Annotated in this window: 19 protein-coding genes and 1 riboswitch; of the genes, 10 read left to right on the top strand and 9 right to left on the bottom strand. The window is 54.8% G+C overall.

All coding sequences use genetic code 11. The features are described 5' to 3' along the window. The 7 genes from ftsI to ilvI all read right to left on the bottom strand — a co-directional run. Nucleotides 1-1,423: peptidoglycan glycosyltransferase FtsI (gene ftsI, locus PMI17_RS00585; RefSeq protein WP_007885017.1), on the bottom strand; the 1,423-nt coding region annotated here is incomplete at its 3' end. Nucleotides 1,424-1,439: 16 nt separating this feature from the next. Next, nucleotides 1,440-1,760, bottom strand: coding sequence for a cell division protein FtsL (gene ftsL / locus PMI17_RS00580; protein WP_007885016.1), 321 nt, complete (start codon nt 1,758-1,760; stop codon nt 1,440-1,442). Next, nucleotides 1,757-2,698, bottom strand: a complete 942-nt coding sequence (gene rsmH / locus PMI17_RS00575) for a 16S rRNA (cytosine(1402)-N(4))-methyltransferase RsmH (RefSeq protein ID WP_007885015.1) — start codon at nt 2,696-2,698, stop codon at nt 1,757-1,759. The genes ftsL and rsmH overlap by 4 nt, the downstream gene beginning before the upstream one ends. A 2-nt stretch (nt 2,699-2,700) precedes the next feature. Further along, nucleotides 2,701-3,159: a division/cell wall cluster transcriptional repressor MraZ gene (mraZ, locus tag PMI17_RS00570; protein WP_007885013.1), complete on the bottom strand. Its 459-nt coding sequence runs from the start codon at nt 3,157-3,159 to the stop codon at nt 2,701-2,703. A 491-nt stretch (nt 3,160-3,650) separates the two neighbouring features. Next, entirely contained in the window at nt 3,651-4,661 is a 1,011-nt protein-coding gene (gene cra / locus PMI17_RS00565; protein ID WP_007885012.1) for a catabolite repressor/activator, read from the bottom strand. A gap of 197 nt (nt 4,662-4,858) precedes the next feature. After that, entirely contained in the window at nt 4,859-5,350 is a 492-nt protein-coding gene (ilvN, locus tag PMI17_RS00560) for an acetolactate synthase small subunit (RefSeq protein WP_007885011.1), read from the bottom strand. Nucleotides 5,351-5,352: 2 nt separating this feature from the next. After that, nucleotides 5,353-7,077, bottom strand: a complete 1,725-nt coding sequence (ilvI, locus tag PMI17_RS00555) for an acetolactate synthase 3 large subunit (RefSeq protein WP_007885010.1) — start codon at nt 7,075-7,077, stop codon at nt 5,353-5,355. A 734-nt stretch (nt 7,078-7,811) separates the two neighbouring features. Between ilvI and leuL the strand changes: the two genes are divergently transcribed. The 5 genes from leuL (at nt 7,812) to leuD (ending at nt 12,665) form a co-directional block, all read left to right on the top strand. After that, on the top strand, nt 7,812-7,895 hold the full coding sequence (gene leuL, locus PMI17_RS25825; protein ID WP_099686952.1) for a leu operon leader peptide: 84 nt from the start codon (nt 7,812-7,814) through the stop codon (nt 7,893-7,895). Nucleotides 7,896-7,988: 93 nt separating this feature from the next. Then, nucleotides 7,989-9,551 (top strand): 2-isopropylmalate synthase, encoded by a 1,563-nt coding sequence (leuA, locus tag PMI17_RS00550; RefSeq protein WP_007885009.1) that lies wholly within the window; start codon nt 7,989-7,991, stop codon nt 9,549-9,551. A 2-nt stretch (nt 9,552-9,553) separates the two neighbouring features. After that, entirely contained in the window at nt 9,554-10,645 is a 1,092-nt protein-coding gene (leuB, locus tag PMI17_RS00545) for a 3-isopropylmalate dehydrogenase (protein ID WP_007885003.1), read from the top strand. A 4-nt stretch (nt 10,646-10,649) separates the two neighbouring features. Beyond that, nucleotides 10,650-12,056 carry a 3-isopropylmalate dehydratase large subunit gene (gene leuC, locus PMI17_RS00540; protein ID WP_007885002.1) on the top strand — a complete coding sequence of 469 codons (1,407 nt, stop codon included), beginning with the start codon at nt 10,650-10,652 and terminating at the stop codon, nt 12,054-12,056. 3 nt (nt 12,057-12,059) lie between these two features. Further along, nucleotides 12,060-12,665, top strand: coding sequence for a 3-isopropylmalate dehydratase small subunit (gene leuD / locus PMI17_RS00535; protein ID WP_007885001.1), 606 nt, complete (start codon nt 12,060-12,062; stop codon nt 12,663-12,665). Nucleotides 12,666-12,701: 36 nt separating this feature from the next. On the opposite strand, the gene PMI17_RS00530 is transcribed toward leuD, so the two are convergent. Further along, complete coding sequence (locus tag PMI17_RS00530) at nt 12,702-13,889, bottom strand: MFS transporter (RefSeq protein ID WP_007884993.1); 1,188 nt, start codon at nt 13,887-13,889, stop codon at nt 12,702-12,704. 256 nt (nt 13,890-14,145) lie between these two features. Here PMI17_RS00530 and sgrR point away from each other — a divergent pair, with 256 nt between their 5' ends. From sgrR to thiQ, 4 genes are all read left to right on the top strand, one after another. Continuing rightward, entirely contained in the window at nt 14,146-15,807 is a 1,662-nt protein-coding gene (sgrR, locus tag PMI17_RS00525) for an HTH-type transcriptional regulator SgrR (RefSeq protein ID WP_007884992.1), read from the top strand. Nucleotides 15,808-15,919: 112 nt separating this feature from the next. Beyond that, nucleotides 15,920-16,014, top strand: a riboswitch (TPP riboswitch). 46 nt (nt 16,015-16,060) lie between these two features. Further along, nucleotides 16,061-17,047 carry a thiamine ABC transporter substrate binding subunit gene (thiB, locus tag PMI17_RS00520; RefSeq protein WP_007884991.1) on the top strand — a complete coding sequence of 329 codons (987 nt, stop codon included), beginning with the start codon at nt 16,061-16,063 and terminating at the stop codon, nt 17,045-17,047. Further along, nucleotides 17,047-18,633 carry a thiamine/thiamine pyrophosphate ABC transporter permease ThiP gene (gene thiP, locus PMI17_RS00515; protein ID WP_007884990.1) on the top strand — a complete coding sequence of 529 codons (1,587 nt, stop codon included), beginning with the start codon at nt 17,047-17,049 and terminating at the stop codon, nt 18,631-18,633. Before thiB ends, thiP begins: the two co-directional genes overlap by 1 nt. Beyond that, nucleotides 18,617-19,318 carry a thiamine ABC transporter ATP-binding protein ThiQ gene (thiQ, locus tag PMI17_RS00510; RefSeq protein WP_007884989.1) on the top strand — a complete coding sequence of 234 codons (702 nt, stop codon included), beginning with the start codon at nt 18,617-18,619 and terminating at the stop codon, nt 19,316-19,318. Before thiP ends, thiQ begins: the two co-directional genes overlap by 17 nt. On the opposite strand, the gene PMI17_RS00505 is transcribed toward thiQ, so the two are convergent. Then, nucleotides 19,315-20,079 carry a DedA family protein gene (locus tag PMI17_RS00505; RefSeq protein ID WP_007884988.1) on the bottom strand — a complete coding sequence of 255 codons (765 nt, stop codon included), beginning with the start codon at nt 20,077-20,079 and terminating at the stop codon, nt 19,315-19,317. The genes thiQ and PMI17_RS00505 overlap by 4 nt on opposite strands. A gap of 228 nt (nt 20,080-20,307) precedes the next feature. Between PMI17_RS00505 and polB the strand changes: the two genes are divergently transcribed. Beyond that, complete coding sequence (polB, locus tag PMI17_RS00500) at nt 20,308-22,668, top strand: DNA polymerase II (protein WP_007884987.1); 2,361 nt, start codon at nt 20,308-20,310, stop codon at nt 22,666-22,668. Nucleotides 22,669-22,781: the final 113 nt, after the last annotated feature.

The following is a 22,781-nucleotide window of genomic DNA, read 5'->3' as shown; positions in this document are numbered from 1 at the left end:
CAACGCTCTCCATCATGTGCATCACCGTTTTCACCAGGTCTTCCTGGAAAACGCGTCCCCCTGCCACTGGCGGGTCAACTTTGGTGATCGACAGCGGGCGATTGATGCCATAGCTGCCAATGGTTGCGTAGACTCGCGCTAACTGTAACGGCGTTACCATTAGCCCGTAGCCGAAAGAGAAGGTGGCCCTCTCTATGTCAGACCACCGTTGTTTTTGAGGGTATAAGCCACTGCTTTCCCCGACCAGCCCCAAATTGGTCGGTTTACCCAAGCCAAAGCGCGCATAAGTATCTACAAGCGCTGAGGAGGGCATCGCTAACGCCAAACGTGAAACCCCGACGTTACTCGACTTCTGTAAAACCCCGGTAAGGGTCAATTCGTTATAGCGCGCCACGTCTTTGATCTCATGACCATTAACGCGGTACGGCACGGTATTCAGGACGCTGTTTTCTTTCACCACACCACGCTGTAAAGCCGTCATCACCACCATGGGTTTCACGGTAGAACCTGGCTCGAAGATGTCAGTGATGGCGCGGTTACGCATTACGTCTTTCGGCGTATTGCTAAGATTATTCGGGTTATAAGCGGGACTGTTCGCCATTGCCAGCACTTCACCGGTATTCACATCCACCAATACGGCAGTGCCCGATTCGGCTTTGTTGAAGGCCACGGCGTTATTCAGTTCACGATAAACCAGCGCTTGCAGACGCTCATCAATGCTCAGCGTTAGGTTATGCGCCGCACGGCTATCAACCGAAGAGATATCTTCAATGACGCGACCGTTGCGGTCTTTACGCACGGTACGTTCACCCGGCGCGCCAGTCAGCCATTTATCGAAGCTCTTCTCGATGCCCTCAATACCCTGACCATCAATGTTGGTGAAACCAATCAGATGCGCAGTAACCTGGCCCGCCGGATAGTAGCGGCGCGACTCTTCACGCAGATAGATGCCCGGCAGCTTAAGTTTTTTCACATACTCGCCGATTGCCGGATTGACCTGACGCGCCAGATAAATAAAGCGCCCTTTCGGGTTGGCATTAACGCGTGCTGCGAGTTGATCAAGCGGGATTGATAACGCATCAGACAATGCTTTCCAGCGGCTATCCAGCGATACGCCGCCGTGCTCAGTCAGTTCTTTCGGATCGGCCCAGATCGCATTCACCGGCACACTCACCGCCAGTGGACGACCCGCACGATCGCTGATCATACCGCGCGCCGTTGGCACCGACTGCACGCGCAGCGAGCGTAAATCGCCCTCTTTCACCAGCTTATCGGGGTTGATCACCTGCAACCACGCTACGCGCGACAGCAGTCCACCCAGCGCCAGTAAAATACACCCGCACAGTAACGCAAAGCGCCAGCTTACAAAGCTGGCCTTATCTTCTTGTTTTTTTAACTTCAGCGTTTTACCTGCGCCACTCATTGAGTTCTGCGATTCCTTATTTCTGCACCACAATATTTTCCTGTGAAGGATCAACATGCTGCATTTGCAGTTTATCGGTTGCTATCCGCTCTACGCGGCTGTGATCGCCAAGGGCGTTCTCTTCAAGAATGAGGTTGCGCCACTCGATATCGAGCGCATCACGCTCCAGCACCAGCTGTTCACGCTGCGCTGTCAGCAGGCGCGTCTTATGTGTGGTCGTCACCACCACGACGGAGGACACTAGCACCGCAATCAGCAGTAACAGTGGAATCTTGCCAAAACGCAGCAGGTCTCCACCGATAACGCCAGGCAGGCTGTGACGCTCGTTGCCAATCATGACGCTGTTCTCTCCGCGATACGCAAAACAGAACTGCGTGCACGTGGGTTTTCGTTCACTTCAGCTTCACCCGGAATCAGCTTGCCAAGCGTTTTGAGTTCACGACCGCCTAACGCTTTGAGCTGCGACTCGGTCATTGGGATGCCGGCTGGCACCTGTGGACCGCGGCTCTGATCGCGCATAAAACGTTTCACTAAGCGATCTTCCAGCGAATGGAAGCTGATAATCGACAATCTTCCGCCGGGAGCGAGAACAGACAGCGCACCTTTCAGCGCGGTATCAATCTCTTCCAGCTCGCTATTGATCCAGATACGAATCGCCTGGAAGGTACGCGTCGCCGGATGCTTAAATTTGTCTTTCACCGGCATCGCAGCAGCGATAACGGTGGCCAACTCTTTGGTGCGTGTCATGGGCTGCTCGCGATTGCGTTCTACGATGGCACGCGCGATACGTTTACCGAAACGCTCTTCACCGTAGGTTTTAATCACGAAAGCGATATCCGCTTCTTCCGCACTCACTAGCCATTCAGCTGCTGATTGCCCACGCGTTGGATCCATACGCATATCCAGCGGTCCGTCACGCATAAAGGAGAAGCCGCGTTCGGCATCATCCAGCTGTGGTGACGAGACGCCCAGATCCAGCAATACGCCATCAATTTGGCCGGTCAGACCGCGCTCTTCGACATATTCCGCCAGCGCCGAAAACGGCCCGTGGACGATGGAGAAACGGGGATCGTTTATCTCAGCAGCTGCGGCTATCGCTTGCGGATCGCGATCAATCGCGATCAGTTGTCCTTTCTCGCCAAGCTGTGAAAGAATTAAGCGCGAATGACCGCCGCGACCAAAAGTGCCGTCAATGTAAATGCCGTCTTCCCTGATATTGAGGCCGTTAACCGCCTCATCCAGCAGCACTGTGGTGTGTTTGAAATTTTCCTGCATAGCTATAGCGACAAGTCCTGCAACCGCTCAGATAAAGGCTCCTGAGCCGACTGTTCTGTGTCAATATCGTCCTTAACTTGTTGATACCAGGTCTGTTCATCCCACAGCTCAAATTTATTGAACTGTCCAACCAGCATCACTTCTTTGGTCAGGCCCGCGTGTTGTCGCAGCGTATTCGCTAACAACAAACGGCCCGCATTATCCATCTGACACTCACTGGCATGCCCTAACAGCAGTCGCTGTACGCGACGCTCTGCAGGATTCATGCTGGATAAGCGAGACAGCTTTTTCTCAATGATTTCCCATTCGGGCAGGGTATAAAGCAGCAGGCATGGCTGGTGGAGGTCAATGGTGCATACCATTTGCCCCTGAGACTCTGCGACAAGCAATTCACGATAGCGTGTTGGTACTGCTAATCGCCCTTTACTGTCGAGATTGACTAACGTTGCTCCACGGAACATGCCAGCCTTACCCCTCAATCACCCGTTTTCACCACTTTATCCCACTTTTTACCACGAAACGAGTTTACGGAGCCGATGAAATCCTTGTCAAGCCGCAACGGCAAGTGAATATCACTATTTACAACGGGTGAAATTAATTGGAGACGGGAATAAAGCGACATTGAGCGGCAAAATTAAAATTAACCTGATGAATAGTGGAATAAAAATTTCCGCGAAATATAAATTGGCGAAAAATAAAGCGCTTTAGCGCTGAAATATATTTGCCCTGCGTTCTGCGACAGCGGCTGCATTTTAGGGGATTTCTGAAAGGAAGCCCAGCAGCTTCGCGCCAGCTCTGCTATGACCCGTTGATGAACATGTAAACAAATAAGAAAAGTTAACAGGTTTAAATTGTTAGCTATGGTGGCGATAATTTACGCTTTTTTACCCCGGGAGGTTCTTGAGAAATATCTACTGGTTAAATTAAAAGGGGCAGTGAACTGCCCACAATTTCATTTTGCGCGGCGACTTAATTGTCCACGGCGGAATAAATTTCGACGGATGCGCGTTAAACCAGGCTTCGGTTTGCGTGGCTCATCCAGCGAGGCTAATACTAACTCCAGCACACGCTCGGCGACATCGCGGTGACGCTGACCCACTGCCAGTACCGGGCATTCCAGGAAATCGAGCAATTCATGATCACCAAAGGTAGCAATTGCCAGATCGGTTGGCAGGCGACCATCGCGCTTAAGCGTAATGTCCATCACGCCCTGTAATAGCCCAAATGAGGTGGTGAACAGCGCGTCCGGCATAGGATGATCTTCGAGGTAGCTTTCAAACAGCGTTGCCGCGGCGGCACGATCGAAGCTATTACAGTAAATGTAATCGATAGGGCGCTCGTCATCCTTCCACGCATCGCGGAAGCCTAGTTCGCGCAGGAAACTCACTGAAAGCTCAGGCAGTGCGCCAAGGAACAGCACATTTTTCACCGGCAGCTGACGCAATTCAGCCGCCAACGCTTGGGCATCATCCTGATCGGCTCCTACCACGCTGGTAAAGTGTTCACGATCCAGCGCGCGGTCCAGAGCGATAATCGGTAAGGGATCATTGATCCATCGCTGATAGAACGGGTGCTCTGGCGGTAATGAGGTAGAAACAATGATGGCATCGACCTGACGCTGCAGCAGATGCTCAATACAGCGCATTTCGTTATCGGGCTGATCTTCTGAGCAGGCAATCAGCAGCTGATAGCCACGCTGTCGCGCCTGACGCTCCAGATAATTTGCAATGCGGGTGTAACTGGTGTTTTCCAAATCGGGGATTACCAGACCAATAGAGCGCGTCCGGCCGGCACGCAGCCCAGCCGCAACGGCATTGGGGTGATAATTGTGTTCACGCACCACCGCCATGACTTTTTCGACGGTTTTTTCGCTGACACGATACTGCCGCGCTTTGCCATTTATTACATAGCTGGCCGTAGTGCGCGACACGCCTGCCAGGCGCGCAATTTCATCCAGTTTCACGATGACACCTTAATTCTGTTAAGCCAGCGCTGGCGAAAATATCCGCAGATTAGCTATGGATAAAACATTTGTAACATCTAACCGCAGAAAACTACGCTGAGCAACCGCTTTTCTCCAGCATCCTGGTTGAGCGCATAAAATAAAAAAACCCGGCATTTCGCCGGGTTAGCACTGAATGTGATCTTTTCTCTGCGTTATTAACGCATAACGCGATCGCCGCGTGACACACCAACGATTCCTGAACGCGCCACTTCAACAATTTCCGCTACATCACGTACAGTGTTGAGAAACGCATCAAGTTTATCGCTGGTGCCCGCCAGCTGAACCGTGTAAAGCGTCGGCGTCACATCGATAATCTGACCACGGAAAATTTCCGCGCTGCGCTTCACTTCTTCACGACCGTAACCGCTGGCCTGAATTTTCACCAGCATGATCTCGCGCTCTACATAGGCGCCCTGCCCCAGTTCGCTGACGCGTAACACGTCCACCAGCTTATGCAGTTGCTTCTCGATCTGCTCCAGCACTTTCGCGTCGCCAACCGTTTGGATGGTCATGCGGGACAACGTAGGATCATCGGTGGGCGCTACAGTCAGGCTTTCAATGTTGTAGCCACGTTGCGAGAACAGTCCCACGACACGGGACAATGCGCCGGATTCATTTTCCAGCAGAACCGATAAAATACGACGCATAATTAAGTCCTCTCCGTTTTGCTCAGCCACATCTCATCCATCGAACCACCACGAATTTGCATCGGGTAAACGTGCTCGCTGCCGTCAATATTCACATCAACAAACACCAGACGCCCTTTCGCCAGCGTGTCCAGCGCCAGCTGAAGCTTCTCTTCAAGTTCGGCAGGATGTTGAATCGCGATGCCGACATGGCCATAGGCTTCAGCCAGACGGACGAAGTCAGGCAGCGATTGCATATAAGACTGCGAGTGGCGGCCAGAGTAAATCATGTCCTGCCACTGCTTAACCATGCCGAGGAAGCCGTTGTTGAGGTTCAGCACCAGCACCGGCAAATCGTATTGCAGTGCGGTTGACAGCTCCTGAATGTTCATCTGGATACTGCCATCACCGGTCACGCAGATAACCGTTTCATCCGGCAGCGCCATCTTCACACCCAACGCAGCGGGCAGGCCGAAGCCCATGGTGCCCAGGCCGCCGGAGTTGATCCAACGACGTGGTTTGTCGAACTGGTAATAAAGCGCAGCGAACATCTGATGCTGGCCCACGTCAGAGGTGACGTAAGCGTCACCTTTGGTCAAACGACAGATGGTTTCGATCACCGCCTGTGGCTTAATCTTGTCGCTGGTGCGATCAAATTCCAGGCACTTACGGCTACGCCAGCCATCAATGGTTTGCCACCAATCACGCAGGCTATCGAGCTCCTGCTTCGCATCGCTTTGCGCCAGCAGCTCAAGCATTTGAGCCAGCGTCTGTTTTGCATCACCGACAATCGGAATATCCGCGCTCACGGTTTTGGAGATCGAGGTCGGATCGACGTCGATATGCATGATGGTGGCATTCGGGCAGTACTTCGCCAGATTGTTGGTAGTGCGATCATCGAAACGCACGCCAATACCGAAAATCAGGTCGGCATTGTGCATAGTCATGTTGGCTTCGTACGTACCGTGCATACCCAGCATCCCGACGCTCTGACGATGCGTGCCAGGGAACACGCCCAGGCCCATCAACGACATGGTTACCGGGATATTCAGTTTTTCCGCCAGCTGCAGCAGTTCAGCTTCACAGCCAGACATGATCGCGCCGCCACCCGCATAAATCACCGGTTTATGGGCCGCTAATAACGTTTGCAATGCGCGCTTAATCTGTCCTTTATGGCCCTGGATGGTCGGATTGTAGGAGCGCATGCTCACCGTGTCCGGCCATACGTACGGCAACTTATTGGCAGGATTGAGGATATCTTTTGGTAGATCGATTACCACCGGTCCCGGACGACCGCTCGCTGCCAGCCAGAAGGCCTTTTTCAATACGGTTGGAATTTCTTCGGTATTTTTCACCAGGAAGCTGTGCTTCACCACCGGACGGGAGATGCCGACCATGTCGCACTCCTGGAACGCATCATAGCCGATCAGTGAAGAGGGCACCTGGCCCGACAGAATCACCATCGGGATGGAGTCCATATAGGCCGTTGCGATACCGGTGATCGCGTTAGTGGCGCCCGGACCGGAGGTCACCAGCACCACCCCAACCTCGCCCGTCGCACGCGCAAGGCCATCGGCCATATGCACCGCGCCTTGTTCATGACGCACCAATACATGGTCAATACCACCGACCGTTTGCAGCGCATCGTAAATATCGAGCACCGCTCCGCCCGGATAGCCGAATACCTGCTTAACGCCCTGATCGATTAACGAACGGACGACCATTTCGGCTCCTGACAACATCTCCATTTTCTGCCTCCAGGCTTGAGGGACTGAATCCACTGACGTTCGCGTTTCCCGCACGCCACTGATATCCGGCCCCCGCTTGCCAATTAAGATCAAAACCTTATGTTTATGCTCAGAAGACGGCGTTCATTTCCGCCTTCCAGGTACAGGGAATCTACTTGAGTTAATTCTTTTAAGAGTAGGTCGATTACCATAACCGCAGACTACGCAGCCTGCAAACGCCAGCATGCCACCTCAGGCTCTATCCGGCAATTAAGGCACTAACGCGTGATTATCGCCTGGGAGGATTAAACTAATGCTTTGTCATAACCACAGAGGATAATGCTGGCTAAGCAATTATTTGCAGCGTGTTATAAGAAATATGATTTTCATATTGCCTGACCACTCAGTCCACAATCTTTTGGGCTAATTACTTTCTGGCTTGATTATCTTTAAAATGGCTTAATCACATCATATTCCTCTATACAACAAGCCAAATCTTGTTTTGAATTCAGAGCGCATTAACTAACTAAATCAATATATTTCAACGCATTAAAATAAAATCCATTCTCTAAAGTATTTTTTAAGCGTAGGGTTTTGCTTATCCTGCAGCTAATTTATGTCATTGCTCTGCGCAGCTGAAAAATCACAGCAGATCGCCCTCCTGGCTTGACTGAAATACCCTTGCACTTAGGGTTGACTTGCTACGTCAATTCCAGTACCAATATGTGCAGCACACAATTTACGAGGTTTGACTCATGTTTCATTCTTTCCGCCTACTTGGTCTACTACTAAACGCATCCAGTTTGCGCGGTAGACTCGTGGGCGGAATCAATAACTGATTCGAACCTGCAGAAGTTTAAGAAACCCGCGCCAATGCGCGGGTTTTTTTATGCTCGTAGCACCGGCAAAGTTAATGCATAAGGAAGATTACGATGAGCCAGCAAGTTATTATTTTCGATACCACTCTGCGTGACGGCGAACAGGCTTTACAGGCCAGCCTGAGTGTTAAAGAAAAACTGCAGATCGCACTGGCATTGGAACGTATGGGCGTGGATGTGATGGAAGTGGGCTTCCCGGTTTCCTCTCCAGGCGATTTTGAATCCGTACAAACCATTGCTCGTACCATTAAAAATAGCCGCGTCTGCGGACTGGCACGCTGCGTTGAGAAGGACATTGACGCCGCATACGAATCATTGCGTGTCGCTGAAGCGTTCCGTATTCACACCTTCATCGCCACTTCGCCGATGCATATCGCCACCAAGCTGCGCAGCACGCTGCCGGAAGTGATTGAACGTGCAGTACACATGATTAAACGCGCCCGCAACTATACCGACGACGTTGAGTTCTCCTGTGAAGACGGCGGCCGCACACCAATCGACGATCTGTGCCGCATGGTTGAAGCGGCTATCAATGCTGGTGCCACCACGATTAACATCCCCGATACCGTCGGCTACACCTTGCCAGGCGAATACGCCAACATCATCGGCCAATTAGTCGCACGCGTGCCAAACATTGATAAAGCCATTCTGTCTGTTCATACCCACGATGATTTGGGCATGGCGACCGGCAACGCCATCGCCGCGGTATTGGCCGGTGCGCGTCAGGTTGAAGGTACGCTGAATGGTCTGGGCGAGCGCGCGGGTAACTGTGCGTTGGAAGAAGTGATCATGGCGATTAAAACCCGCCAGCAGATTATGAACGTGCACACCAATATCAATCATCAGGAAATCTACCGTACCAGCCAAACGGTAAGCCAAATCTGCAACATGCCGATTCCGGCCAACAAAGCGGTAGTTGGTTCTAACGCCTTCGCCCACTCATCCGGTATTCACCAGGATGGCGTGCTGAAGAATCGTGAAAACTACGAAATCCTGACGCCAGAATCTATCGGCCTGCACAAAATCCAGCTGAATCTGACCTCACGCTCGGGCCGCGCCGCCGTCAAACATCGCATGGAAGAGATGGGTTACAAAGAGTCCGATTACAATCTGGACACCTTGTACGATGCCTTCCTCAAACTGGCTGATAAGAAAGGTCAGGTCTTCGATTACGACCTGGAAGCGTTGGCCTTCATCAACAAACAGAATGAAGAGCCGGAATACTTCCAGCTGAACGAATTCAACGTGCAGACAGGTTCCAGCGTCACCGCCACCGCGTCTGTGCAGTTGGGCTGTGGCGAAGAGACCAAAGCCGATGCCGCTACCGGTAATGGCCCGGTTGATGCCGTTTATCAGGCGATCAACCGCATCACCGGCTTTGAAGCTGAACTGATGAACTACAAGTTGACCGCGAAAGGCCACGGCGAGAACGCGCTGGGTCAGGTAGATATCGTCGTCAACTACAACGGCCGTAAATTCCACGGCGTTGGCCTGGCGACCGATATCGTCGAATCATCCGCTAAAGCGATGGTAAATGCGTTGAACAATATTTGGCGTGCTAAGCAGGTGGAAAAAGAACTGCAGCGTAAATTTAAAGATCAGAAGGAAACGGTGTAACTATGTCTAAGTCTTCTCATATCGCGGTATTGCCAGGCGACGGAATTGGTCCGGAAGTGATGGCGCAGGCCATGAAGGTTCTCGACGCAATTCGTACGCGTTTCGACATGCGTATCACCACCAGCGAATATGATGTTGGCGGTATTGCCATCGATCGTCATGGTGAACCGTTGCCACCGGCCACCGTTGCCGGCGCAGAACAAGCAGATGCGATTCTGTTTGGCTCGGTAGGTGGCCCGAAATGGGAACATCTGCCACCTGCTCAGCAGCCAGAGCGCGGTGCGTTACTGCCGCTGCGTAAGCACTTCAAGCTGTTCAGTAACCTGCGCCCCGCCGCGCTGTATAAAGGTTTAGAAGCTTTTTGCCCGCTGCGCAGCGATATCGCCGAGCGTGGTTTCGATATCCTGTGCGTGCGTGAACTGACTGGCGGCATCTACTTCGGTCAGCCGAAAGGTCGCGAAGGCAGCGGCCCGCATGAGCGCGCCTTTGACACCGAGGTTTATCACCGCTTTGAAATCGAGCGCATTGCCCGCATCGCCTTTGAATCTGCCCGCAAACGTCGCAACATCGTCACCTCAATCGATAAAGCCAACGTCTTGCAGACGTCAGTCATGTGGCGCGAAATTGTCAATGAAGTGGCAAAAGATTATCCGGATGTGCAGCTGAGCCACATGTACATCGATAATGCCACCATGCAGCTGATTAAAGATCCATCACAGTTTGATGTGCTGCTGTGTTCTAACCTGTTCGGCGACATCCTGTCTGATGAATGCGCGATGATTACCGGTTCCATGGGCTTGTTGCCTTCCGCCAGCCTGAACGAAGAAGGTTTCGGCCTGTTTGAGCCCGCGGGCGGTTCTGCACCGGATATCGCCGGTCAGAATATTGCCAACCCGATTGCCCAGATTCTGTCGTTGTCACTGCTGCTGCGTTATAGCCTGAATGCGGATGACGCTGCCGCTAGCATTGAACGCGCCGTGAGCCGCGCGTTGGAAGCGGGTTATCGCACCCGTGATTTAGCCGGTGACGGCAAAGCCGTGAGCACAGATGAAATGGGCAGCATCATTGCCGGTTTTATCGCCGAGGAAAAATAATAAAATGAAAAGCTTATACCAGAAGTTATTTGATGCACATGTCGTCCACGAAGCGCCAAAAGAAACCCCGTTACTGTATATCGATCGCCATTTGATCCATGAAGTGACGTCACCGCAGGCCTTTGATGGCCTGCGTGCGCACGGCCGCAAAGTGCGTCAACCTTCAAAAACCTTTGCCACCATGGACCATAACGTTTCGACCCAGACCAAAGACATCAATGCGTCTGGCGAGATGGCACGTATTCAGATGCAGGAGCTGATCAAGAACTGTGCTGAGTTCGGCATTCAGCTGTATGACCTGAATCACCCGTTCCAGGGCATCGTGCACGTGATTGGGCCGGAACAAGGCATGACGCTGCCGGGCATGACTATTGTCTGCGGCGACTCCCACACCGCCACCCACGGCGCGTTCGGTTCGCTGGCGTTCGGTATCGGTACCTCTGAAGTTGAGCATGTGTTTGCCACGCAAACCCTGAAACAGGGCCGTGCGAAAACCATGAAGATTGAAGTGCTGGGCGAAGCGGCGGCGGGCATTACCGCTAAAGACATCGTGTTAGCGATCATTGGTAAAACCGGTAGCGCTGGCGGTACCGGTCACGTTGTTGAATTCTGTGGCCCAGCGATTGAAGCGCTGAGCATGGAAGGCCGCATGACGCTGTGTAATATGGCGATTGAGATGGGTGCCAAAGCGGGCCTGGTCGCACCGGATGACACCACTTTCAACTACCTGAAAGACAAACAGTTCGCACCGAAGGGCGAGCAGTGGGAACAGGCGGTTGCTTACTGGCGCACGCTGAAATCCGACAGCGATGCCAAATTCGATAGCATCGTCACGCTGCACGCGGAAGATATCGCTCCGCAAGTTACCTGGGGCACCAACCCTGGCCAGGTGATGGCGGTGGATCAAGCGATCCCGAATCCACAATCGTTTGCCGATCCGGTTGAGCGCGCCTCGGCCGAGAAAGCGCTGGCTTACATGGATCTGCAGCCGGGCATTAAACTGACTGACGTGGCGATCGATAAAGTGTTTATCGGCTCCTGCACCAACTCACGCATTGAAGATCTGCGCGCCGCTGCCGCCATTGCTAAAGGCCGCAAAGTGGCGCCAGGCGTAGTAGCGATGGTGGTGCCAGGTTCGGGTCCAGTGAAAGCGCAGGCCGAAGCCGAAGGTCTGGATAAAATCTTCCTCGAAGCCGGTTTTGAGTGGCGCTTGCCGGGCTGCTCCATGTGCCTGGCAATGAACAATGACCGCCTGAATCCAGGCGAGCGTTGTGCATCCACCAGCAACCGTAACTTTGAAGGTCGTCAGGGCCGTGGTGGACGTACTCACCTGGTCAGCCCGGCGATGGCCGCGGCGGCTGCCGTAACCGGTCGCTTTGCCGACATTCGTGAATTGACTCAGGGAGCTTAAGCCATGGCAAACAAATTTACTCAACACACCGGCATTGTGGCGCCACTGGATGCGGCTAACGTCGATACCGATGCCATTATTCCGAAGCAGTTTTTGCAGAAAGTGACGCGCACCGGCTTTGGCGCGCACCTGTTCCACGATTGGCGTTTTGAAGATGATGCCGGCACCGTCCCCACCGCCGGCTTCGTGCTGAACAAGCCGGAGTTCAAAGGCACCAGCATTTTGCTGGCGCGTGAAAACTTCGGCTGCGGATCTTCACGTGAGCATGCGCCCTGGGCGCTGACCGACTTCGGTTTCCATGTGGTGATCGCACCAAGCTTCGCAGACATCTTCTACGGCAACAGTTTCAACAACCAGCTGCTGCCGGTGAAGCTGAGTGATGAAGAAGTGGATGAGATGTTCAAACTGGTCGCCGCGCAGCCGGGCGTTAGCTTCACGGTGGATCTGGAAGCGCAGACGGTAACGGCGGGTGAGAAAACCTACAGCTTTGAAATCGACAGCTTCCGCCGTCACTGCATGATCAACGGCCTCGACAGTATTGGCCTGACGCTGCAACATGAAGCGTCGATCTCCAGCTACGAAACTAATCAGCCCGCGTTCTTACGCTAAGGCAATAAGGGCGACATTCTGTCGCCCTTCTCTTTTCTATCGATGCGGAACATCCCGCACGCGTGACGCCAATCCCAGCGCCAGCACCGCTAACCCCAACGCCAGCCAATAAACAGACTCATGACCAAAGCGCTCGCTCATGGTGCCCTGAATAATACCCGCGATAATCATGCCGGTGGAAATCGACGTAGTGAATAAGGTGGTTGCCGCGCCTGCCCGTCCTGGCATCAAATCCTGGAACCACAGCATGCCAATTCCGGCAATGATGCCAATAAATGCCGCATTGAACAGCTGCAGCACCATCAGCGCAGTACGTGACTGGAACATCACCAGTCCGAGATAAAACACAATTCCCGCCACCAGCGCCAGCAGCATCAGTTTGCGTTTGCCCAACCGCCGCGCGTAATGCCCGGCCAGCAGCATAATCGGAATCTCCAGCCCGGCGGCGGTGCCCATCAATAATCCCGCCAGCTTCTCCGGCAGGCCGAGCGTTGAGCTGATATACAGCGGCATATCGATGATATACATGGTGTTGCACGCCCACATGGTGACGGAGGCAATAAACAGCAGCCGCACCTGGCTATCTTTCCACGGGCTAAGCTGCGTCAGCACCTCTTCAGGCGACGCCACCACGCGCGGTACCGAAGGCAAGGTGCGCCAGATCAGCAGCATGCTCAGCAGGAAAATCCCCGCCGCGACGCAAAACAACGTGGTGAAGCCATAATTGAGCGCCAGCGCAAACGACAGCGGCGGCCCAATCACCCATGCCAGCGACAGCTGCGCACGCATTACCGAGCTGAACATCACCACTTCACGCGCCGATTGATCGGCATATTCACGCGCGAGGGCGAATACCTGCGGAATCGACACGCTGGCCAGCGCAGACAAAAACACCCCCAGCGTCACCAGCGTTAAATAGTGACGGTTGAAAGCAAACAGCAGCGCATTGAGTGTCGCCATCAGGCAGCAGAAAAGAATCAGATTGCGGCGATCGCCTCGATTATCGGATCGCTTCGCCATTAACAGGCTGATGACAATGCCGGCTATCGCATTGATGGTAAAGAACAAGCCCACCCAAAACGGGCTAACCTGCACTTCACGCGTCAAAAATAGACTCAGCGTTGGCGCCTGCAGCGCCCCGGCCACGCCCGTCATAAACGACACCACCATAAAAGAGAGATAGACCGGATTGATGCGACGTTGACGCGTTAACAGCGATTTCATGCAGAAATCCCTTTGCGGATAAAAAATGGCTAGAGAAATGAGGGTAGAAGATTCTACAGCAAAACGAAAAAAGCCAGCAGATAAAGCGCTGCTGGCGGTGAAAATGCACCCTACTCAGAAAGAGGTTCCACGTTGACGGAACCGCTGGCAGAGCGCCATTCATGACTGAATGCCTCCCGCTCTTCCATTGCCGGGCAGTATGCCTCTAATATGAGGCAGGAAAAACTGAGCGATTCTGAGAAGGAGTTCCCCTTTTATGTCCTCTTCACGTCTGCAGCAGCAATTCATCCGCTTATGGCAAAGCTGTCAGGGGCTGGACCAGGAAACCACCCTGAACGAGCTGGCCGATCTGCTGCACTGCTCGCGCCGTCACATGCGTAATTTACTCAATGCCATGCAGAACGAAGGCTGGCTGATTTGGCAGGCGGAAGCCGGACGCGGCAAGCGTTCGATGCTGAGTTTTTGCTATACCGGGCTGGCGCTGCAACAGCAGCGTGCCGAGGATCTGCTGGAACAAGATCGCATCGAACAGTTGGTCCAGTTGGTTGGCGACAAAAATCAGGTCCGACAGATGATCGCGGCACATTTAGGCCGCAGCTTCCGTCAGGGCAAGCATATTCTGCGCGTGCTCTATTACCGTCCGCTGCCCAATCTGTTGCCCGGTTCGCCGTTGCGCCGCTCAGAAACCCATCTGGCACGCCAAATCTTCAACGGCCTGATGCGTATAAATGAGGAAAAGGGGGAAATCGAGCCTGATATCGCGCACCATTGGCAGCAAACTTCGCCGCTGCATTGGCGCTTTTTCCTGCGCCCGGCCATTCGCTTTCATCATGGCCGCGAACTGGAAATGGAGGATGTGATTGCTTCGCTGGAGCGCGTGCGTAGTCAACCGCTGTTTTCCCATATCGAAAAGCTGCATTCACCTGCCCCCTGGACGCTGGATATTCACCTAAGCCAGCCGGACGATTGGCTACCGTGGCTGCTGGCCAGCGTCAGTGCGATGATCCTGCCACGCGAATGGCAGACGCTACGCCACTTTGCCCGTCAGCCGATTGGTACCGGCCCCTACAGCGTGGTGCGTAATCAGCAAACGCAGCTGAAAATTGCCGCCTTTGATGATTACTTCGGCTATCGCGCCTTGATCGACGATGTATCGATTTGGGTGCTGCCGGAGATCAGCGACGAGCTGGTGTATGCCGGCGTAAAACTGCAGGGCGAAAACGCTGATGAGAAATCGGAAGAGAGCCGCCTGGAAGAGGGCTGCTATTTCCTCCTGTTTGATCAGCGCTCACACCTCGGACAAGATGCGCATTTCCGCCGCTGGGTGAGCTATTTATTTAATCCTATCGCCCTGCTTAATCATGCTGGCGTCGGCTATCAGCGTTACTGGTTCCCGGCCTATGGCCTGCTGCCGCGCTGGCATCATCGTCGCGACCTTACGCCTGCCGAGAAACCAGCCGGCTTAACCCAATTCACGCTCAGCTGGTACAACAACCACGTTGAGCATGAAGGTATCGCCAACGCCCTGCGTCCGTTACTGGCGCAGCAAGGTGTTGAGTTGATTACGCGCGAAGTCAGTTACGAGGAGTGGTTCGAGGGTGAAGGCGAGAGTGATATCTGGCTTGGTAGCGTCAATTTTACCCTGCCGCTGGAGTACGCGCTGTTTGCTCAGCTGTTCGAACTGCCTTTGATGCATCATTGCATCCCGATTGACTGGCAAGCCGACGCGGCGCGCTGGCGGCAGAAAGCTTTACCGCTGGCGGAGTGGAGTAAGCAGCTGATCGACAGCGACTATCTGCACCCGCTTTTCCATCATTGGCTGCTGCTGGAGGGGCAACGCAGCATGCGCGGCGTGCGGCTGAATACGCTCGGCTGGTTTGACTTCAAATCCGCCTGGTTTGCGCCTCCGGAGCTGTGAGCATCGCGCCGGCGCAGTTTTGTAAGGTGCGCATTCATGCGCACCGGGAAGCGTGGCACCAGACTTCCAGCCGGTGATCCTTTCGCGCTGTCATATAAATGTCTAGAATGAGCCGTTCTCAACGGGGTGCCTTATTTTGTGGCTGAGAAAGACCCGTCGAACCTGATCCGGCTAATACCGGCGTAGGGATTTGAGATGCCCACTCCTCAGATCCTTTGCGACTCAACCTTATTTTCTCCTCAAGGAGCGCAAAGTGTTAAACAAAGTTCTGCCTGTGTTGTTGCTGGTTGCGGCACCGGTTTTCGCTGCCAAACCGGTTCTGACGGTTTACACCTACGACTCATTCTCTGCCGATTGGGGTCCTGGTCCGGCGGTCAAAAAAGCCTTTGAAGCGCAGTGCGGCTGTGAACTGAAATACGTCGCGCTGGAAGATGGCGTGTCGCTGCTGAATCGTGTGCGTATGGAAGGCAAAAACAGCAAAGCCGATGTGGTGCTGGGCCTCGATAACAATCTGGTGCAGGCAGCGGAGAAAACCGGCCTGTTTGCCAAAAGCAGCGTCGATACCAAAGCGTCAACACTGCCGGATGGCTGGCACAACGACACCTTTATCCCGTTCGATTACGGCTACTTCGCCTTCGTCTACGATAAGAACAAGTTGAAGAATCCGCCTAAAAGCCTGCAGGAGCTGGTCGAGAGCCCGGAAAAATGGCGCGTGATTTATGAAGATCCGCGCACCAGCACGCCGGGTCTTGGCCTGCTGCTGTGGATGCAAAAAGTCTATGGCGACAACGCGCCCGATGCGTGGCAGAAGCTGGCGCAAAAAACCGTTACCGTCACCAAAGGCTGGAGTGAAGCCTACGGCCTGTTCCTCAAAGGCGAAGGCGATTTGGTGTTGAGTTACACCACCTCTCCGGCTTACCACATCATCGAAGAGAAGAAAGAGAACTACGCCGCGGCCGAATTTAGCGAAGGCCACTATTTACAGGTAGAAGTTGCCGCGCAGTTGGCCAGCAGCAAACAGCCACAGCTGGCGCAACAGTTCATGCAGTTTATGGTGTCGCCGGCTTTCCAGCAGACCATTCCCACCGGCAACTGGATGTATCCGGTGATTAAAAGCGAGTTGCCTGCCGGTTATCAATCGCTGCAGGTCCCCGCCAAAGCGCTGCAATTCACGCCAGCGGAAGTAGCCGACCATCGCGCTGCATGGATCAGCGCATGGCAACGTGCCGTTAGCCATTAATGCCTGGCTGGTTGATTCCCGGCAGCGCGACCGCGCTGCTGCTGTGCGCGGTCGCACTGCTGGCCTTTGGCGCTTTAGTGATGGTCGCGCCGGCCACTGACTGGCGCGCGCTGCTCAGCGACAGCTACCTGCACCACGTGCTGGCCTTCTCCTTCGAGCAAGCGCTGCTATCGGCGCTGCTGTCAGTGCTGCCTGCCATCCTGCTGGCACGCGCGCTCTATCGCCGCCGTTTCCCCGGTCGTAATCTGCTGCTGCGTCTGTGTGCTATGACGCTGGTGCTGCCGGTGCTGGTGGCGGTATTTGGCCTGCTGAGCGTTTACGGCCGCAGCGGCTGGCTGGCACAACTGTGTGCGACGCTGGGATTCGACTACCACTTTTCGCCGTATGGTTTGCAGGGCATTCTGCTGGCGCACGTGTTCTTTAATCTGCCGCTGGCAACGCGCATGCTGCTACAGGCGCTGGAGAGCATCCCAGGCGAGCAGCGACAATTAGCCGCGCAGCTCGGCCTGCGCGGCTGGAATCTGTTTCGACTGCTGGAGTGGCCGTGGCTGCGCCGCCAGATTCTGCCTACAGCGGCACTGATCTTTATGCTGTGCTTCGCCAGCTTCGCCACCGTGCTGGCGCTGGGCGGCGGACCGCAGGCCACCACGCTAGAACTGGCGATCTATCAGGCGCTGAATTTTGATTATGATCCTGGCCGTGCGGCACTGCTGGCCCTGCTACAGCTTGGCTGTTGTTTATTACTGGTACTGCTGAGTCAGCGCTTTAGCAAAGCAATTCCCACTGGCAGCCAGAGCATTCGCGGCTGGCGCGACCCGCGCGATTCATGGCATGCGCGTTTTACCGATACCGTGTTAATTGGCATGGCGCTGCTGCTACTGTTACCACCGCTGGCGGCGGTGGTGGTCGATGGCCTACGCGGTGGCGTGGCCGGTGCATTGCAACAATCAGCATTGTGGCAAGCCACCTTTACCTCGCTGCGTATCGCGGTCGGCGCCGGCGTACTCTGTGTGGTGCTGACCATGATGCTGCTATGGAGCAGCCGCGAACTGCGCCAGCGTCAGAAAATGATCGCCGCGCAGGCCTTGGAACTCAGCGGCATGCTGATTCTGGCGATGCCGGGCATTGTGCTGGCGAGTGGATTTTTCCTGCTGTTCAACGCCACCGTTGGCCTGCCGCAGCGCGCCGATGGCTTAGTGATTTTCACTAATGCGCTGATCGCCATTCCCTATGCGATGAAAGTATTGGAGAATCCCATGCGCGATATCAGCACCCGTTATGGCCAGCTCTGTTCCTCACTCGGCATCTCAGGTTTTAACCGCTTACGACTGATTGAGCTGCGCGCGCTGAAACGTCCGATTGCGCAGGCGCTGGCGTTTGCCTGCGTATTGTCGATCGGTGACTTTGGCGTGGTGGCGCTGTTTGGCAGCGCCGATTTCCGCACGCTGCCCTTCTATCTCTTCCAGCAGATCGGTGCCTATCGTGGTGCGGATGGTGCTGTTACCGCACTGCTATTGCTGTTGCTCTGCTTGCTACTCTTTACGCTGATGGAAAAATTACCTGGCCGCCATGCTGACACTGAATAACCTCACTTACCTTTATCAGCATCTGCCGATGCGCTTCAGTTTTGCGGCGCAGGCGGGTGAACGCCTGGCGATCCTTGGTCCAAGCGGCGCGGGCAAAAGCACCTTGCTGAGTCTGATTGGCGGCTTTTTAGCGGTAAACCAGGGATCGCTGGTGATGAATGGCGTGGATCATACCCATAGCGTGCCGTCCGCGCGGCCGGTGTCGATGCTGTTCCAGGAGAACAACCTGTTTCCGCACCTGACGGTGCAGCAGAACATGGCGCTGGGTTTACATCCTGGCCTGAAACTCACGCGCGCGCAGCAGCAACAAGTCACTGACATTGCCGAACAAACCGGCTTGCAGGAGCTGCTGACGCGCTTGCCGGGACAGCTTTCCGGTGGCCAGCGTCAGCGCGTGGCGCTGGCGCGTTGCCTGCTGCGCAATCAGCCTATTTTGCTGCTGGATGAGCCGTTTTCGGCGCTTGATCCGGCGCTGCGCGGTGAGATGCTGCAGCTGGTACGTTCGGTATGTGAAACGCGCAATATCACGTTGCTGATGGTTTCGCACAGCCTGGAAGATGCTCAGCAGATTGCGCCGCGCAGTTTAGTGATCGTCGATGGGCGCATCTATTGGGACGGCAGCACGGAGAGTTTGATTCGGGGTGAAAGCACAGCAGCCGCCATCCTTGGCGTGCAACCGCGTTAAGCGAAGAACACTTTCCACAGCAGGTGGCGGAAGATCGGCATCATGGGATGGAACTGGATCGCGATAAACGCGCCCAGCCCGATCGCTGCCGCCAGCGGTGCCAGCCAGCGCAGGCGCGCAGTCGGCAGATACTGGGTTGCCCAATCGACGGTTTTCCCACTGCGCCACCAGCGCCACAGCAACCAGCCACCGATCCACAGCAGCAGCGCCACCAGCAACAGCAGCCATTTGAAGCTGCCGCCCTGCGCGGCCTGCGGTACATCAATCGCCACGCCCGCCAGAATGCCCGGCATCAAATAAGCCGGCGGCCAAAGAATGCAGCCAATGAGATTCGGTGGCAGGAACTTGCGCACCGGCAGTTCCAGCATACCTGCCGCTAACGGAATCAGCGGACGCGTCGGACCCACAAAACGCCCCACCAGAATGGTGAACATGCTGTGTTGATGCAGCGCGTGCTCGGTTTTATCCAGCAGCCCCTGATATTTTTTCAGATATTTCCAGCGATGCAGCGGACCCTGAAACTTCCAGCCGATGCCATATGAGACCCAATCGCCGACTAAACAGCCGATGAATCCGGCCGCCCACGCAGGGTAAAGGCCAATTTGTCCACTTCCTACCAGCGCCCCAAGGCTGGCCATTAATACCGTGCCCGGCAACAGCAATCCCACGAATGCCAGTGACTCAAGAAAGGTCACCAGCGCAACGGCGATCAGCGCGTACTCCAGCGATTGCGAAAACAGGTGTTGAATCCAGGCTTCCATAAATATCCTCTGCGGAATATAGAGGCTGGATTGTCCAGAGCGCGTGCGCCAGCGTCAAGGCAAGAATTGTAGGCTTTTCCGTCATCCTTCAAATGGCAGGTGCGTTGGCTGCGTTCGCTTGCCCCGGTCACTTACGAGTGTAAGCTCCCGGGGATTTACGCCAGAGATCCAAATACACTGTATAAACATCCATGTTATACTGAATGTAATTCATTCTCCGGAGTTAACGTGACCGATCCGCGCGCAGGTTTTCTGCTTACCCGACATTGGCGAGATACGCCGACTGGCAGCGAAGTGGTGCTGTGGCTGGCGACAGACAGCGGCCCGCAGCGGCTGGTGCTGCCTGCTCAGGAATCGGTGGCGTTTATCCCGGAAGTGTTTCGTGCGCAAACCGAAGCGCAGCTGCACGATGAGCGCCATATTCGTTTGCAAACGCTTGAACTGAAAGATTTCCGCCGCCGCCCGGTTTTTGGCCTCTATTGCCGCAGCAATCGCCAACTGCAAAATCTCGAAAAGCGTCTGCGCGAGAACGGCATTCCGGTCTATGAAGCCGATATCCGCCCGCCGGAACGCTACCTAATGGAACGCTTTATCACCGCGCCTGTGTGGTTTAGTGGCGAGGCGCGCGGTGACAGCGTAGTTAACGCGCGCCTGAAGCCACATCCTGATTATCGTCCACAGCTGAAATGGGTTTCGCTGGATATCGAAACTACCCAGCATGGCGAGCTTTATTGTATTGGGCTGGAAGGCTGCGGCCAGCGTCAGGTCTACATGCTCGGTCCGCCCAACGGCGACGCCAGCCCCCTCGATTTCGAACTCATCTATGTCGATAGCCGCCCGCAGTTGCTGGAGCAGCTCAACGCCTGGTTTGAGCAACATGAACCGGATGTGATTATCGGCTGGAACGTGGTGCAGTTTGACCTGCGCGTATTACAAAAGCACGCCGATCGCTACGGCATTCCGCTGCGTTTAGGGCGTCAGAAGCAGGCTTTAGAGTGGCGCGAGCATGGCTTCAAACCCGGCGTGTTCTTCGCGCAGGCCACTGGCCGCTTGATTATTGATGGCATTGACGCGCTCAAATCCGCTTTCTGGGATTTCCCCTCTTTCAGCCTTGAAGCGGTCTCGCGCCAGCTGCTGGGTGAAGGCAAAGCCATCAATAATCCATGGCAGCGCATGGAGGAGATCAACTGGCGCTTTGCCAACGATAAACCGGCGCTGGCGAAATACAATCTTAAGGATTGCGAGCTGGTAACGCGCATCTTCCAGCACACCGCCATCATGCCGTTCCTGCTGGAACGCGCCACGGTAAATGGGTTAGCAGTGGATCGCCACGGCGGTTCGGTGGCGGCGTTTGGTCATCTCTATATTCCACGCATGCACCGCGCTGGTTTTGTCGCGCCGAATCTCGGTGAAGTGGCGCCTGAAGCCAGCCCCGGCGGCTATGTAATGGATTCGCGCCCCGGCCTGTACGACTCGGTGCTGGTGCTGGATTATAAAAGCCTCTATCCCTCTATTATTCGCACTTTCCTGATCGATCCGGTTGGGCTGGTAGAAGGTCTGGCGCATCCGGATGATGCCGATTCTGTCCCCGGCTTTCGAAATGCACGTTTTTCCCGTGACACGCACTGCTTACCGGCAATCGTTGAGCAGATTTGGCAAGGACGTGAAGCCGCCAAGCGCGACGGCAATAAACCGCTGTCGCAGGCGCTGAAAATTATTATGAACGCCTTTTACGGCGTGCTCGGTACCAGCGCCTGCCGCTTTTTCGATCCGCGTTTGGCGTCGTCAATTACCCTGCGTGGCCACGCCATCATGCAGCAAACGCGCGAGCTGATTGAAGCGGAAGGCTTTGACGTTATTTATGGCGACACCGATTCCACCTTTGTCTGGCTAAAAGGCGCGCACAGCGAAGAAGATGCGACGGCGATTGGTCGCCGCCTGGCCGAGCACGTCAACGGCTGGTGGCAACAGCATCTGCAAGCGACTTATGGACTGGCGAGCGCGCTGGAGCTGGAGTATGAAACGCACTTTAGCCGCTTCCTGATGCCGACGATTCGCGGGGCCGAACAGGGCAGTAAAAAACGTTATGCCGGTATGATCCGCAGCGACGGCGGCGAGCGGCTGGTGTTTAAAGGACTTGAATCGGTGCGTACCGACTGGACACCGCTGGCGCAGCAGTTCCAGCAAAACCTGTATGGTCGTATATTCCGCGGTGAGCCGTGGCAGGATTATATTCGCGAGACGGTGGCACAGCTGCTGGCGGGCGAGCTCGATGAGCAACTGATCTACAAAAAACGGCTACGTCGGGCGCTGAAAGATTACGAACGCAATGTGCCGCCCCACGTGCGCGCCGCACGCCTTGCCGATGAGCAAAATCGTAAGCTACAGCGGCCGTTGCAATACCAGAACGGCGGCTCCATTCGCTATGTGATGGCCACCTCTGGCCCTGAACCGCTGGAGGCACGCAATACGCCGCTGGACTACGATCACTACGTTAGCAAACAGCTACAACCGGTGGCTGATGGCATTTTACCGTTCGTCGGTGATGACTTTGCTACACTTATTACTGGGCAACTGGGGCTTTTTTGACAGGTGACGAATGCCTTGCCATCCAGTACCATAGCGCCCTTCCTGATTCTCACCGCACACACAATCTGACCAAACACCCGTTTGGCGGTTGCGTATTGCCTGAGTGCAGGTGA

Origin of the sequence: Pantoea sp. GM01 (assembly GCF_000282675.1) — a bacterium.
Taxonomy (GTDB): domain Bacteria; phylum Pseudomonadota; class Gammaproteobacteria; order Enterobacterales; family Enterobacteriaceae; genus Pantoea; species Pantoea nemavictus.
Note: the sequence above shows the minus strand (reverse complement) of the source record. Positions and strands in the feature narration are given on the sequence as shown.

Bases quoted from the DNA above. Each gene is read 5' to 3' on its own strand.
- ftsL (WP_007885016.1), bottom strand. From the start codon at position 1,760: ATGATTGGCAACGAGCGTCACAGCCTGCCTGGCGTTATCGGTGGAGAC.
- rsmH (WP_007885015.1), bottom strand. From the start codon at position 2,698: ATGCAGGAAAATTTCAAACACACCACAGTGCTGCTGGATGAGGCGGTT.
- mraZ (WP_007885013.1), bottom strand. From the start codon at position 3,159: ATGTTCCGTGGAGCAACGTTAGTCAATCTCGACAGTAAAGGGCGATTA.
- ilvN (WP_007885011.1), bottom strand. From the start codon at position 5,350: ATGCGTCGTATTTTATCGGTTCTGCTGGAAAATGAATCCGGCGCATTG.
- ilvI (WP_007885010.1), bottom strand. From the start codon at position 7,077: ATGGAGATGTTGTCAGGAGCCGAAATGGTCGTCCGTTCGTTAATCGAT.
- leuL (WP_099686952.1), top strand. From the start codon at position 7,812: ATGTTTCATTCTTTCCGCCTACTTGGTCTACTACTAAACGCATCCAGT.
- leuA (WP_007885009.1), top strand. From the start codon at position 7,989: ATGAGCCAGCAAGTTATTATTTTCGATACCACTCTGCGTGACGGCGAA.
- leuB (WP_007885003.1), top strand. From the start codon at position 9,554: ATGTCTAAGTCTTCTCATATCGCGGTATTGCCAGGCGACGGAATTGGT.
- leuC (WP_007885002.1), top strand. From the start codon at position 10,650: ATGAAAAGCTTATACCAGAAGTTATTTGATGCACATGTCGTCCACGAA.
- leuD (WP_007885001.1), top strand. From the start codon at position 12,060: ATGGCAAACAAATTTACTCAACACACCGGCATTGTGGCGCCACTGGAT.
- PMI17_RS00530 (WP_007884993.1), bottom strand. From the start codon at position 13,889: ATGAAATCGCTGTTAACGCGTCAACGTCGCATCAATCCGGTCTATCTC.
- sgrR (WP_007884992.1), top strand. From the start codon at position 14,146: ATGTCCTCTTCACGTCTGCAGCAGCAATTCATCCGCTTATGGCAAAGC.
- thiP (WP_007884990.1), top strand. From the start codon at position 17,047: ATGCCTGGCTGGTTGATTCCCGGCAGCGCGACCGCGCTGCTGCTGTGC.
- thiQ (WP_007884989.1), top strand. From the start codon at position 18,617: ATGCTGACACTGAATAACCTCACTTACCTTTATCAGCATCTGCCGATG.
- PMI17_RS00505 (WP_007884988.1), bottom strand. From the start codon at position 20,079: ATGGAAGCCTGGATTCAACACCTGTTTTCGCAATCGCTGGAGTACGCG.